The organism is Sphingomonas sp. jy18, assembly GCF_056931895.1.
On sequence record NZ_JBXPBT010000001.1, the window covers coordinates 483,883 to 496,954 of the forward strand.

At 63.3% G+C, this 13,072-nt stretch carries 10 protein-coding genes; 3 read left to right on the forward strand and 7 right to left on the reverse strand.

Translation table 11 applies throughout. The features are described from left to right. Window positions 1–113: 113 nt before the first annotated feature. Entirely contained in the window at window positions 114–1,685 is a 1,572-nt protein-coding gene (locus AC0QC4_RS02360; protein ID WP_483658107.1) for an amino acid permease, read from the forward strand. Window positions 1,686–1,824: 139 nt separating this feature from the next. Here AC0QC4_RS02360 and AC0QC4_RS02365 read toward each other — a convergent pair whose 3' ends face one another. The 4 genes from AC0QC4_RS02365 to AC0QC4_RS02380 form a co-directional block, all read right to left on the reverse strand. Then, window positions 1,825–3,015, reverse strand: a complete 1,191-nt coding sequence (locus AC0QC4_RS02365) for a multidrug effflux MFS transporter (protein WP_483658108.1) — start codon at window positions 3,013–3,015, stop codon at window positions 1,825–1,827. A gap of 123 nt (window positions 3,016–3,138) precedes the next feature. After that, window positions 3,139–4,074 carry a TIR domain-containing protein gene (locus tag AC0QC4_RS02370; protein WP_483658109.1) on the reverse strand — a complete coding sequence of 312 codons (936 nt, stop codon included), beginning with the start codon at window positions 4,072–4,074 and terminating at the stop codon, window positions 3,139–3,141. Between the two features lie 3 nt (window positions 4,075–4,077). Continuing rightward, the gene (locus AC0QC4_RS02375) at window positions 4,078–4,863 is read right to left on the reverse strand and encodes an E2 domain-containing protein (protein ID WP_483658110.1); all 786 of its coding nucleotides are present in this window, start codon (window positions 4,861–4,863) and stop codon (window positions 4,078–4,080) included. Next, a complete protein-coding gene (locus AC0QC4_RS02380; protein WP_483658111.1) occupies window positions 4,802–6,343 on the reverse strand; it encodes an adenylate/guanylate cyclase domain-containing protein in 1,542 nt (513 codons plus the stop codon). Before AC0QC4_RS02380 ends, AC0QC4_RS02375 begins: the two co-directional genes overlap by 62 nt. A gap of 444 nt (window positions 6,344–6,787) precedes the next feature. Between AC0QC4_RS02380 and AC0QC4_RS02385 the strand changes: the two genes are divergently transcribed. Together AC0QC4_RS02385 and AC0QC4_RS02390 are read left to right on the forward strand one after the other, a co-directional pair. After that, window positions 6,788–8,857 (forward strand): TonB-dependent receptor, encoded by a 2,070-nt coding sequence (locus AC0QC4_RS02385; RefSeq protein ID WP_483658112.1) that lies wholly within the window; start codon window positions 6,788–6,790, stop codon window positions 8,855–8,857. Window positions 8,858–8,923: 66 nt separating this feature from the next. Beyond that, the gene (locus tag AC0QC4_RS02390; protein WP_483658113.1) at window positions 8,924–9,439 is read left to right on the forward strand and encodes a cytochrome b; all 516 of its coding nucleotides are present in this window, start codon (window positions 8,924–8,926) and stop codon (window positions 9,437–9,439) included. A 14-nt stretch (window positions 9,440–9,453) separates the two neighbouring features. Here the strand turns inward: AC0QC4_RS02390 and AC0QC4_RS02395 are convergent, their stop codons facing one another. Genes AC0QC4_RS02395 through gyrB form a run of 3 tightly spaced genes read right to left on the reverse strand, consistent with a single transcriptional unit; the run spans window position 9,454 to window position 13,012 of the window. Beyond that, complete coding sequence (locus AC0QC4_RS02395; protein ID WP_483658114.1) at window positions 9,454–9,960, reverse strand: NUDIX domain-containing protein; 507 nt, start codon at window positions 9,958–9,960, stop codon at window positions 9,454–9,456. Further along, window positions 9,957–10,463: an N-acetyltransferase family protein gene (locus AC0QC4_RS02400; protein WP_483658115.1), complete on the reverse strand. Its 507-nt coding sequence runs from the start codon at window positions 10,461–10,463 to the stop codon at window positions 9,957–9,959. The genes AC0QC4_RS02395 and AC0QC4_RS02400 overlap by 4 nt, the downstream gene beginning before the upstream one ends. Beyond that, window positions 10,460–13,012: a DNA topoisomerase (ATP-hydrolyzing) subunit B gene (gyrB, locus tag AC0QC4_RS02405; protein ID WP_483658116.1), complete on the reverse strand. Its 2,553-nt coding sequence runs from the start codon at window positions 13,010–13,012 to the stop codon at window positions 10,460–10,462. The genes AC0QC4_RS02400 and gyrB overlap by 4 nt, the downstream gene beginning before the upstream one ends. Between the last annotated feature and the right edge of the window lie 60 nt (window positions 13,013–13,072).

Consider the following 13,072-nt stretch of genomic DNA (forward strand, 5'->3'; position numbering starts at 1 on the left):
CGGACATAGCTGAAAGGCCCATGCGCAATATAATGTTGCGCAATGCCGCAGCGCCGCTAGGTTCCGGGCTTCCAACGATCAGGGCCGGGTCGCCGGCCACATAAGGGGAAGACATGGCCACTGCACCGCAGCGCACGTTCATCCAGCGGATGTTCGCGCGCAAATCGATCGCGCAGGTCCAGCGCGAGACCGAAGCCAGCGAACTCAAGCGTTCGCTCGGCAAATGGAATCTTCTGCTGCTCGGCGTCGGCTGCATCATCGGCGCGGGGATTTTCGTCCGCACCGGCAGCGCCGCGGCATTGCACGCCGGCCCGGCGGTGATGCTGTCGTTCGTCGTCGCCGGCATCGTCTGTGCCTTTGCCGGGCTCTGCTACGCCGAACTCTCGTCGACCCTGCCGGTCTCCGGCTCGGCCTATACCTATGGCTACACCACGCTCGGCGAATTCGTCGCCTGGACCATGGGTGTCCTCCTGCTCCTCGAATATGGCATTGCCGCGTCGGTGGTCGCGGTCGGGTGGAGCGGCTATGTCGTCAGCCTGCTCGCGGATTTCGGCATCCACATACCCGCTGCGCTGACCGGCCCGACCGGGCATGTGCTGATGCGCGATGGCGCGCCGGTGCTGATCGACGGGCAGACCGTGGTCACCATCTTCAATCTGCCCGCCTTCCTCATCTGCGTCGCCCTGTCGCTGCTGCTGGTGCTCGGCGTGTCGGAATCGGCCAAGGTCAACAACATCATCGTCGCGATCAAGGTCAGCGTGCTCGTCGCCTTCATCGTTGTCGGCGGGTTGATCGTGCTGGCCAACCTGCCCGAACTGGTGGCGACCAACTGGACGCCGTTCATCCCGGAAAACACCGGTCCCGGAGAATTCGGCGTCGATGGCATCATGCGCGCCGCGTCGATCGTCTTCTTCGCCTATATCGGCTTCGAAGCGGTCTCGACTGCCGGACAGGAAGCCAAGGATCCCAAGCGGGACATGCCCTTCGGCATCCTCGGCAGCCTCATCGTCTGCACCGTCATCTACATGCTGGTCGCCGCGATCATGACGCTGCTGGTGCCCTACACCTCGCTCAACGTGCCCGATCCGGTGGCGGTCGTCGTCGATGCCTTCGGGGCGCAGTGGGGCTGGCTCGCCAAGACCATCAAGGTCGGCGCGATCATCGGCCTGACCTCGGTGGTGCTGGTGCTGATGTACGGGCAGACCCGCATCTTCTACACCATGGCGCGCGACGGCCTGCTGCCGCGCATCTTCTCCACCGTCCACCCCAAGTACAAGACGCCGTGGATCAACACGCTGCTGGTCGGCCTGCTCACCGCGTCGGCGGCGGGCTTCCTCGACATCAACCTGTTGGGAGACGCGACCTCGGTGGGGACGCTGGCGGCCTTCGCCATCGTCTGCCTGTCGGTGATCTATCTGCGCCGCACCGCGCCGGAACTGCCGCGCGGGTTCAAGGTACCGCTCTATCCGGTCATTCCGGTGCTCGGCATCCTCTCCTGCGGCTATCTGATCACCACCGTCCCGGTGAACGTGCTGCTGTTGTTCCTGGTCTATCTCGGCATCGGCCTGGTGATCTATTTCTTCTACGGCATCCACTTCTCCAACCTGCAGACGGGTCGGGACCAGGAGGATGCCCCGGACATGGCGGAATTCCCCGGCCCGGTGGTGGACGATCACAAGGGCTGAGGCTTCGGTCCGGCAACAACCGGCAAAGGGCGGGGAGCAATCCCCGCCCTTTTCATTTGCCCTTAGCGAACAGGCCCGCCCCTCTGCGGCCTCCGCGCCTCTGCGCGAACCCTCTCTATCTTCCGATCCCGCCCGCGCCCTAGCTCCGCGGCACCGGCATCCGTGGCGGGTTGGGCCGGGTGAACAGCCGCCCCCGCTCCCCCCACAGCACGAACGCCAGCGCCAGCACCCCGCACACCAGATAGCCCTGCGCCAGCGGCAGCGTCGTCCCGTCGTACATCTGGCCGATGCCCGCGCCGATCGCGGCGGAAAGCAGGGTGCGCGCCGCATTCTGGAACGACGAGGCCGTCCCCGCGATATGCCCGAACGGCTCCATCGCGATGCTGGAGAAGTTCGCGCCGATGAAGCCGATCATCCCCATGTTGACGCCGACCACGATCAGGAACATCGCCAGCGTCTCGCCCGTCTCCGCCAGCCACCACTGCACGATCGAGCAGGCGATGAACGCGCACAGCGCAGTCTGGGAAACGCGCCGCGCGCCGAAGCGCAGCACCAGCCGCGCATTGCTGTAATTCGCCACCGCAATCCCCGCCGCCACGCTGGCAAAGGCATAGGTGAAGATGTCCGCACGGCCGAAGGTGCCGCTGATGATCTGCTGGCTGGAATTGAGGAAACCGAAATTCGCCCCCACCGCGATCGAGCTGCCCAGCATATAGGCCAGCGCCTGCCGGTGCGTCGCCACCGCGCCCCAGTTGCGCGCGAGGGTGCCGACGCGGATCGGCTGCGCATCGGCGGGGTCGAGCGTTTCGGGCAGGCGCACCCACACCCATGCCGCCATCGCTGCGGCCATGCCGGCGAGCAGCAGGAAAATCCACCGCCACGGCGCCACCCACAGCACCGCCTGCCCCACGGTGGGCGCGACAATCGGCACCACCATGAAGATCAGGAAGATCATGCTCATCAGCCGCGCCATATCGTCGCCCGATGTCCGGTCGCGCACCACCGCCGTCGCCACCACGCCCATCGCCGCGCCGAACAGGCCATGCAGCAGCCGCATCGCCAGCATCACCTGCCACCCCCAGGCGAGGCCGCAGAGCAGCGCCGTCAGCCCATAGCCGGCGAGGCTCCACAGGATGACGCCGCGCCGCCCGAACCGGTCCGCCAGCGGCCCATGCAGCAGAGACCCGGCCCCCAGCCCGACGAAATAGAAGGTGATGATCAACTGCTGCGCATTGGCATCCGGCGCCCCCAGCGCGGCGGCGATATCCGGCAACGCCGGCAACATGGCATCGATGGCAAGCGCATTGAGCGCCATCATCAAGGCCATCATCGCCACAAACTCCCGCTGCCCCAAAGGCGCACGGACGCGGGGGGGCGAGGGTTGGGGAGAGGATGACGGGGAGGACATGGCGGGTGCAGTGCCATGGAACGGGGGTGCGGGGGAAGGGGAAAGCTAGCGCAGCTCAGAACGCCTTAATCGTTGTATTGGACCAAGCTGATCTATGCGCGTCCCGATTTGTGCGATTTTCAGATCTAAGTCTGACACGTCAGAAAAGCGTAATGTCGTTAGACCTTGCATGTCAGTGGGCAGACCAACGCCTTTGCCCTCTAATACGACCACTCGCTGGCGCTCCAATGCGCCGGCAAACAGTCCAAATTCTAGAAGAACATTGTCGCGTGCTGCGCGCTGTGCTTTGCTATTTCTCCACCATTTCTTTGCATTCTTCCAAACGAGATCGTCTGGCGTTGCTATGATAACTGCAAAATCGACAGATTGTGCTTGATCTAACAGGCTGTCCAACGTGAAATCAGATGGTGCAAATATATTGGGGTCCGACCAAGATCGGATTTGTCGATTGTCTGAATTCAAACCCTTAGATACGAGATCGACAATAGGTTTGGCGGCACCTGACGAAGCTATAAAGATTACTGGTATATCATTCGGCTTCTGAAATTGGCTATCCCGTCCGCGAAGTCGTTCGGATAATTCGCGCGCCATACCTCTCCAGAGTGAGGGAAAACGGTCCCCGATAGCGCGAATTTTTGATCCAGAAACTTTGATGACAGTTGCACCATTGTCACCGGCAATGACGTCCGCTGATCGCCCCGATCCCGGATCAAAAAGGGCCATCTCACCAACGTGGCAACCATGCGATCTGATCGCATGACGTTGTCGATTTGTCTCTACGTAAGCCGATCCGCGTATAATGAAGAACACGTCGTCTTCGTAGGTTCCCTGTTCGATAAAGCGCCTATTCGGCGGCAACTCGATCGACTCACCTGCTGCTTCAAGCGCAGCTGCCAACTCAACATCGCATTGAATCGATCTCTGCTCAGTGAGGAGCTGAATTCGTAGATCGCGTGATGTCTCAGCAGTTAGATCAGTCAATCTCTAGTCTCCTCGCCGCAGTGGACACACACTCATGCTCTCACAACAGCGTTCGTTTTTGATCGAGTCCCAGAACTCCACCGATTGCTTTTGCTTCAACCGCTCCAACGCCACAAGTTTATGTACAATTGCTCGATTGGGACAGGCCCGCCTTAAGATTGGATGCTTCCGTCGCAGGCACCCTCTTGGGCACGGCGCCCGTCCATTTACCAGTCTGCTTCCATCTTTTGACAGTCTCGGAAGCGATCTAGCTAGCCAGCCAGAGCGGTCAACGTGAGCAGAGCGGACCTCAGTAAGAAGGGCAGGGTAATCAACCACAAGCGCTTCCATTTTCTGCTGGGTTATTCCAGCGTCACCGTGATCCCATTCTCTGTCGCGACGCCAGTTTCGTGTATAATCTACTTCGATCTGTAGTTTTAAGTGTTCCTGTAAAATGGTCCACCATCGTTCAGCGGTTTCGGTATTCTGCACATTTGGCACTTCGCCTAACCCAAGACAAAAGTAGCCACCATAATTGATATGGCGTTGAGGACAGAAGGTAGGCCAACGATGCTGTGGATGCTCCCTTGCTTGAAGCTTTCCCTTGTCGGATACGCTGATTTCAAGAGGGATTGCGGGCCACGATCCACCATTCGGTCGTTGGATCGTCGCTGTGCCAATGATCTTGTTGCCCTTGCGCTTAATCGAGACCCATTGGGGCGCGGCGTCGGCAAGATACGGAATTTGCCTATCTGATGACACAATGCGCTCTTGATGGCTCAGAGCTAGCGGCGGCCGAAGCAACACCATGGGCCCGGGCGGAATCTACTCCGTCACCGACTACAGCAGGTGAACCGCTGAACATCAAGTCATACACATCAATGTCTAGGCCTTCGATCTTTCGATCAGTGAACGAGCGCTTGATATAAAGTGGCAGGACATCAAATGCAGCCTCTCCAATTGCCAGTTGGTTGCCAGTCGCCGCGCTTTGCTCCGCTTCTGATGTTATTGTGGCTGAGCTGCTAGCCACTCGCACGCTTCCATCTCCACGGCGACCGATCCGACTAACAGGCGTGATGCCAGCCTCAATGCCAATTGCGATGCCCAAAGCATCGATATTCGGCAGCGTTTCCTTTATCAGATTGAAGCTGGAACGCATCGCGGCCCCGCACTGCACGGCTTCAATCGATGAGCGCTGGAGATCAATGTTTCCTGGCTGGCCGACCGCGAGCAATCCATGAATACAATCGCCGATGTATCGGACTTTCCGAGATCCAAAGTCATGCCTTAAGACATTATGCAACTCACCTCGAATGACGTGAATTGCACGTATGGCAGGCCCGACCTGCCCAGTTTGCATCGCGTTTTCGATATAGGCCGTGTAGCCGGACACATCACCAAATATACTAACCAGTGGCATTCTGATCGATTTACTAGGCGATAGCGCCCCGAAATCGATTGTCTTCAAAGGCGGAGTATGCTCGTGAAAAGTAAAGGCAGATTGCCCCCCAGCGTACTCGCGAAACTCTCGCAAATCGGTCCGCCATTCTTTGATCAGACGATCGTAGGTACCAACTCCTTCGCCAAACACTCCGACAAGCTCAGGGTGACGTGCGGTTGCGATGGTCGAGGCACGAAGACGGGTCCCAGCGTCAATGCCAAATGACCGCTCCTCGGCTAAAGTTGGGTATGTTCCCAAGCCAATGACTGCGCGAGCCCGGTTAGAAAGGAAAATACCATCCCCATCCCCTTCAGCCAGCTTAGCCGCATAATTCGCAGCATTTCCTAGAAAAAGTGGCTCTTGCTCGTGCCCAGAACCGCTGTTGATCGCCACACACTTGCCGGTGTCGATGCCAATCTTGAGTCTTGCTTGGTAGCCGCCGTTTGCTATGTCCCGAGCCGCCACGGAAGCAAACTCAATCAGTCTCTGTGCAAGTTCAATGGCTTTGGCCACTCGAGCATGCTCGTCGTTCACTGGATCGACGATCACACAATGCATTCGACCGCCGTGATAGTCAATACGCACTGCGCCAAAGTCTTCAATTATCCGGTCGCTTGCAGCATAGTGAAGATGCAGAAAATTTAACCCTCTTTTATGTCCCTGTTCAGTTTCCTGTCTTCCCTCAAGGCGAAATTCATCATAATTGGCAAGACGCGCATAGACGTGAACGCCATCAACAACGATGGCTTCATTTCTAGAGATATTATGTAGACTAGGCCTAAAATCAGCAGAAGCCCGCATCCCCCTGCGCGCCTCATCGATCAACATCGGTACCAGTTCAGAAGACAAGTCCAATGTTCGCACCGATGGCACCGACTGGATCAAGCGATCAATTCGTTGCTCAGCGCGTTCCCTATTCCAAGCCATGGTATTGCCCTCACGCTCATTAGACGAACATGTAGGGAACACTTTTTTGTGATTCAAGTGTCACCAAATGACATGCAAATATATAAAAATGACATGCCAGTAAAATGGAAAATTTTTCAATGAGTTAGCGCTGATGCTCACTTTGTCAAAGGCAGATCGATGTTTGCGTTTCGCGCGCTCCGAGCAATCTTGCAAATTGTGCCCCTGCGGACGAGGCCACCGCCCCCGCCGCGCAAACCCTCCGCGCCTCCGCGCCTCTGCGTGAACCCTTCCCCCCTCTCCCGCCGCGCCCCCGCCCGAACGCGGGAGTCGCCGCTGCCGCCAAACCCCTTCGACAAACGCCCCGCGCCGCGCCATAGCACCCCCATGCTCCCCCGCGCCCTCCCCTCCACGCTCGCCTCCGCCCTCGCCCTCTCCGCCCTGCTGATCCCCGCCGCCGCCCTCGCGCAGCCGGCGGACAGCCGCCCGGCGCCCGACGCGGCGGAAACGCCGTCCGAATCGGCCACCTCCGGCGACGACATCATCGTCACCGCGCTGCCCCCGCCCCCCGCCGCCGCCGCCTATGGCCCGGTCACGATCAGCGGCGACCGCCTCTCCGCCACCGCATCGGGCCGCATCGAGGAGGCGCTGGCGCGCATTCCCGGCTTCCAGCAGTTCCGCCGGTCGGACAGCCGCTCGGCCAATCCCAGCGCGCAGGGCATCACGCTGCGCAGCCTGGGCGGCAATGCCTCGTCGCGCACGCTGCTCACGCTCGATGGCGTGCCGCAGGCGGATGCCTTTTTCGGCTTCATCCCCTTCACCGCGCTGCCGGCGGAAAGCATCGCCAGCGCCACCGTCACCCGCGGATCGGGCATCGGCCCGTTCGGCTCCGGCGCGGTGGCGGGGACGATCGAGCTGACCTCGCGCGCGCCCTCTGCCCGCCCGCCGCTCTCCGCCGCGCTGACCTATGGCAGCGATGACGCGCTGGAGGGCAGCATTGCCGCCGCCTTTCCGCTGGGTGCAGGCCATGTCGCGCTCGACGTGCGGCATGACCGGGGGGATGGGTTCTTCACCACGCCGCTGGCGCAGCGCGTCGCCGCCACCGTGCCCGCGCGCTATCGTGGCACGCAGGCGGCGCTCTCCGCCGCCGTGCCGCTGGGCGACGGGGTGACGCTGCACCCGCGCCTCTCCGCCTTCCGCGATGACCGCACCTTGCGCTTTGCCGGGGCGACATCGGGCGCGGAAGGGGTCGATGCCTCGCTGCGCCTGCTGCGCACGGGCGCGGGGCGCGGCGGCTGGGGGGTGGAGGCGCTCGGCTGGGTGCAGGCGCGCGATTTCGATTCGGTCGTGGTCAGCGCCACCAGCTTCCGCCCGACGCTCGACCAGCGCGCCACGCCGACCACCGGTTGGGGCGGCAAGCTGGAGCTGCGCGCGCCGGGCAGCGTGGGCCGGCTGCTGCGCTTCGGTGTCGATGTGCGCGGGGCGGAGGGGCGCGCCGATGAGGATGCGCTGGCCGCCTCGGGCGCGCGCACCCTCACCCGCCGCGCCGGCGGCCGCACGCTGACGCTGGGCGGCTTTGTCGAAGGCGATCTGCTGTTCGGGGATGTCTCGCTCACCGGCGGGGCGCGCATCGACCACTGGCGGCTCAGCGACGGCTTCGCGCAGGAAATCCGCCCCAACGGCACGCTGCAGCGCGATGACCGTTTTGTGGGCCGCAGCGATACGCTCGGCTCGTTCCGCGCCGCCGCCGCCTGGTCGCCGGTCGCGCCGGTGACGCTGCGCGCCTCCGCCTACACCGGCTTCCGCCTGCCGACGCTCAACGAACTCTATCGCGGTTTCACCGTCTTCCCCGTCGTCACCCGCGCCAATGCCGCGCTGCGGCCGGAGCGGATCCGCGGGGGGGAGGCAGGCGTCGAGCTGCGGCCGGCGGATGGCCTGACCCTCGGCCTCACCGCTTTCGACAACCGGCTGGAAGACGCGATCGCCAATGTCACCATCGGCACCAACCTGCGCGAGCGACGCAATGTCGATGCCATCCGCGCGCGCGGCCTGGAGGGCAGCCTGGCCTGGGCATCCGGCCCGTGGCGGCTCGATGCGGGCTGGGCCTACAGCGACGCCAGCGTCCGCGCGCCGGGGACCAGCCTCGATGGCCTGCGCCCGGCGCAGACACCAAGACATTCCGGTTCCGTAACGATTTCCTGGCAGCAAGCAGACTGGCTCCTGCAACTGTCCACGCGTTACATAGGTCAGGTGTTTGAGGATGATCGCAACCTCGACCCCATCCCCGCCGCCACCACCATCGACGCGCTGGTCCGCGCCCCGCTCGGCGCGGGCTTCACCCTCGTGCTGCGGGCCGAGAATCTGGCGGACGAAGACATCGTCACCCGCAACAGCGGCGGCAGCATCGATCTCGGCGCGCCACGTACCCTGTGGGTGGGGCTGCGCTGGGCAGGGTGATTGCGTCCGGCATGATTTTGCGACACATCGTGATCAAAGATGTCGCCAAATTGCCGGGGAGCACTCATGGACACCGCCACCTACACCCGCGTCGCGCGCTGGCTGCACTGGATCATCGGCCTGCTGATCATCGGCAACCTGATCGGCGGCCTCGCCCATGATATCGCTCCGGCGCTGATCATGCCGCTGCACAAGTCGACGGGGCTGCTGATCCTGGCGCTCAGCATCGTGCGGCTTGGCTGGCGGCTGACGCATCGTCCACCCGCCTTCCCCGCCAACATGGCCGGGTGGGAGCGCACGCTGGGCAGCGTCACCCACTGGATCTTCTACGCGCTGATGATCCTGATCCCGCTGAGCGGCTGGATCATGTCCTCGGCGGGGGACCGCCCGCTCGATTTCTATGGCCTGTTCCCGGTGATGAAGTTCGACGTCGTCAAGGAATCGGCGCTGTGGGAAGTCGCGCACGAAGGGCATGAGCTGCTTGCCTATGCGATGATCGGCCTGCTGGTGCTCCACATCGCCGCCGCGCTGCGCCACCACTTCGTGCTCAAGGATGGCGTGCTGGCGCGAATGCTCGGCTGACGCCGCGACGGCGGTCAGGCCAGCGACCCTTCGGCGCGCCAGTCGCTGCTGGCAGGCGCGATCCCGTCACGCACTTCGACGATACGCCGGGCAGATGGCGCGGAAATATTGGGCGGCAGCGCGTCGATCGGGAACCAGGCCGCCTCGGCAATCTCGTGACCGTCGGCCCGCGGCGCCGCAGCGTCATCAGCTGCCTCGCCGACATAAACGTGGATATGGTTGCGCGCACCGCGTGCCGTTTCCAGAAAGCGACCGTGCAGCCGCATCGGACCGCGCACGGCGATGCCGCATTCCTCCATCACCTCGCGGGCCGCCGCCGCGGCCGGGTCCTCACTCAGCCGGAAACCGCCGCCCGGCAGCATGAACAGCGCGTGCATGGCATAGGCATGCCGCACCAGCAGCACCTCCCGCCGCGCATTGATGACAACCGCCTTGGTCCCATAGACATGCGGCCGTCGGACGCGCCACCAGACCAGCCGGACATGATGCGCCACCGTGTACAGCGCGGACCGCAGGCTCATGGCGCGCCGAGCGCGCGCTGCATCATCACGATATCCAGCCAGCGACCGAATTTATGGCCCACCGCCTCCAGCCGCCCGGCGTCACGGAAGCCATGCGCCCGGTGCAGCGCGACCGAGGCCGGCTCACCCCCGCCGATTACTGCGATCATCTGCACATAACCCCGCGCTCCCGCGGCATCGATGACCGCGGCGAGCAGTGCCGTGCCGACGCCGCGGCGGACATATCCCGGATCGATGTAGATGCTGTCTTCGCACGTCCCGGCATAGGCGGCGCGGTCGCGGAACGGGGCGGCATAGGCATAGCCGACGACGGCACCATCCACCTCGGCCACCAGAAACGGGCAGCCCTTGCCGGCGAGGTCGGCCAGCTTCGCGGCCATATGGGCCTCATCCGGCGGATCGACGTCGAATGTGGCGGTGCCGTGCAGGACATGATGGGCGTAAATGGCGGCGATCCGTGCTGCATCGGTGGGCGCGGCGGCCCGGATCGCCGGCGCCGTCATACGTCGAGATTGGCCACGTTGAGGGCATTGTCCTGGATGAACTCGCGGCGCGGCTCGACTTCATCGCCCATCAGGCGGGTGAAGACATCGTCGGTGACGTCCGCGGTCTCGAGCTCCACCTGCAGCAGCGAGCGGTTGGCGGGATCGAGCGTGGTTTCCCACAACTGCTCGGCATTCATCTCGCCCAGACCCTTGTAGCGGCTGATCGCCAGACCCTTGCGGCCGAAGGCGAGGATGGCGTCGAGCAGGTCGGACGGGCGGGCGATGACATCGCTCGGTCCGCGCTTGGCCGGCTTTTTGGCCGCGGCGGCGTCAGCCTCGGCTTCCTCCTCCTCGGTGTCCGGTTCCGCCGCGAGGCTGCCGGCGCCGACCAGCTTGCCGGGCGACGCATAGTCGGAAACCACTTCGGCCAGCAGCGTGCTGAGCTTGCGGGCCTCGGCAGACGCGGCAAAGCCCGGCTCGATGACATGATGATCGGTCACCCCGCGCCAGCGGCGCTGGACGTGGAAACCGCCCTCTACGCTGACGTCGACGGTCCAGACACCGCCATCGCCCTGCGCCTTTTCGACAGCGTTCAGCCACAGCGCCGCCCGTGACGCCGCAGTGGCGCGACCTGCATCGTCGAGATCCGATGCGAAGGCGCCGTTGATGGCCAGCGCTTCGACCAGTGCCGGGTCATAGCGGCGCGGCACATAGGTCATCAACGCACGCAGGCGGCGGGCATGGTCGACCAGCGCGCGCAGGTCTCCGCCGGTGCGGGCACCAACCGCGCTGTCGAACCGCAGCGCATCGATGCCGGCATCGACCAGATACTGGTCGAGCGCGGCATCGTCCTTGAGATAGACTTCCGACCGGCCCTTGGCGACTTTGTAGAGCGGCGGCTGGGCGATGTAGAGATAGCCGCCTTCTATGATCTGCGGCATCTGACGATAGAAGAAAGTCAGAAGCAGTGTACGTATGTGCGCGCCATCGACGTCGGCGTCGGTCATGATGATGATCTTGTGGTAGCGCAGCTTCTCGATGTTGAATTCGTCGCGGATGCCCGCGCCAAGTGCTTGGATTAGCGTGCCTACTTCCTTGGATCCGATGATCCTGTCGAAGCGCGCCCGCTCGACGTTGAGGATCTTGCCCTTGAGCGGCAGGATCGCCTGATAATGGCTGTCGCGACCCTGCTTGGCGGAGCCGCCTGCGCTGTCGCCTTCGACCAGAAACAGTTCGGACTTGGCCGGATCGCGCTCGGCACAGTCGTGGAGCTTGCCGGGCAGGCTGGCGATGTCCATTGCGCCCTTGCGCCGGGTGAGCTCGCGCGCCTTCTTCGCGGCCTCGCGCGCGGCTGCGGCGTCGATCACCTTCTGCACGATCTGCTTGGCGAGCGCGGGATTTTCTTCCAGCCACTGGTCGAGCTTGTCCGACATCAGACTCTCGAGCGGCTGGCGGACCTCGCTGCTGACCAGCTTGTCCTTGGTCTGGCTCGAAAATTTGGGATCGGGCAGCTTGACCGAGACAATCGCGGTCAGGCCTTCGCGCATGTCCTCACCCGACAGCGACACCTTCTCCTTCTTCAGCGCGCCCGACCGTTCGGCGTAATTGTTGAGCGTGCGGGTCAGCGCGGCGCGGAAGGCGGCGAGATGCGTGCCGCCGTCGCGCTGCGGGATGTTGTTGGTGAAGGCGAGGACATTCTCGTAATAGCTGTCGTTCCATTCGAGCGCGACATCGATGCCGACGCCGTCGCGCACCGCGCTGATCGCCACCGGATCGGGCAGCAGCGCGGTCTTGGTGCGGTCGAGCCATTTGACGAAGGCCGCGATGCCGCCTTCGTAGAACATTTCGAATTCGCGGCGTTCCTCATGCCGTGCGTCGGCGAGGATTATGCGCACGCCCGAATTGAGGAACGCCAGCTCGCGGTAGCGATGCTCGAGCTTGTCGAAGTCGAACTCGGTGACATTCTTGAACGTCTCGGTCGAGGCAAGGAAGGTAACGCGGGTGCCGCGCTTGGGCGTGCCATCGGCCACCATCGGCGCCGGCCCGCGCTCGACCAGCGGCGCCTCGGCATCGCCGTTGCGGAACCGCATCCAATATTCGCGGCCGTTGCGCCACACCGTCAGCTCGAGCCATTCGCTGAGCGCATTGACCACCGAAACGCCGACGCCGTGCAGCCCGCCCGACACCTTGTAGGCATTGCCTTCGGTGGTGTTCTCGAACTTCCCGCCGGCGTGCAGCTGGGTCATGATCACTTCCGCCGCAGACACGCCCTCTTCGGCATGCATGTCGACGGGGATGCCGCGGCCATTGTCTTCGACCGAGACCGAACCATCGGCATTGAGCACGATCAGCACATGGTCGGCATGGCCGGCGAGCGCCTCGTCGATCGAATTGTCCGACACCTCGAACACCATGTGGTGCAGGCCGGAGCCATCGTCGGTATCGCCGATATACATGCCCGGCCGCTTGCGGACCGCATCGAGGCCCTTGAGGACCTTGATCGAGTCTGCGCCATAGGCGTTGGGATTGGGGGTGTCGTGACTGTCGCTCTGGGGGATATCCTGCATGGCAAGTCTATAGGGTCAGCCCGCCTGAAACCCAAGAAAAATCCGGCGGCCGCCCGCAGC

Coding starts and splice junctions, on each gene's coding strand:
- AC0QC4_RS02360 (WP_483658107.1), top strand. CDS start 114: ATGGCCACTGCACCGCAGCGCACGTTCATCCAGCGGATGTTCGCGCGC.
- gyrB (WP_483658116.1), bottom strand. CDS start 13,012: ATGCAGGATATCCCCCAGAGCGACAGTCACGACACCCCCAATCCCAAC.
- AC0QC4_RS02400 (WP_483658115.1), bottom strand. CDS start 10,463: ATGACGGCGCCGGCGATCCGGGCCGCCGCGCCCACCGATGCAGCACGG.
- AC0QC4_RS02365 (WP_483658108.1), bottom strand. CDS start 3,015: ATGATGGCCTTGATGATGGCGCTCAATGCGCTTGCCATCGATGCCATG.
- AC0QC4_RS02375 (WP_483658110.1), bottom strand. CDS start 4,863: ATGGTGTTGCTTCGGCCGCCGCTAGCTCTGAGCCATCAAGAGCGCATT.
- AC0QC4_RS02390 (WP_483658113.1), top strand. CDS start 8,924: ATGGACACCGCCACCTACACCCGCGTCGCGCGCTGGCTGCACTGGATC.
- AC0QC4_RS02395 (WP_483658114.1), bottom strand. CDS start 9,960: ATGAGCCTGCGGTCCGCGCTGTACACGGTGGCGCATCATGTCCGGCTG.
- AC0QC4_RS02385 (WP_483658112.1), top strand. CDS start 6,788: ATGCTCCCCCGCGCCCTCCCCTCCACGCTCGCCTCCGCCCTCGCCCTC.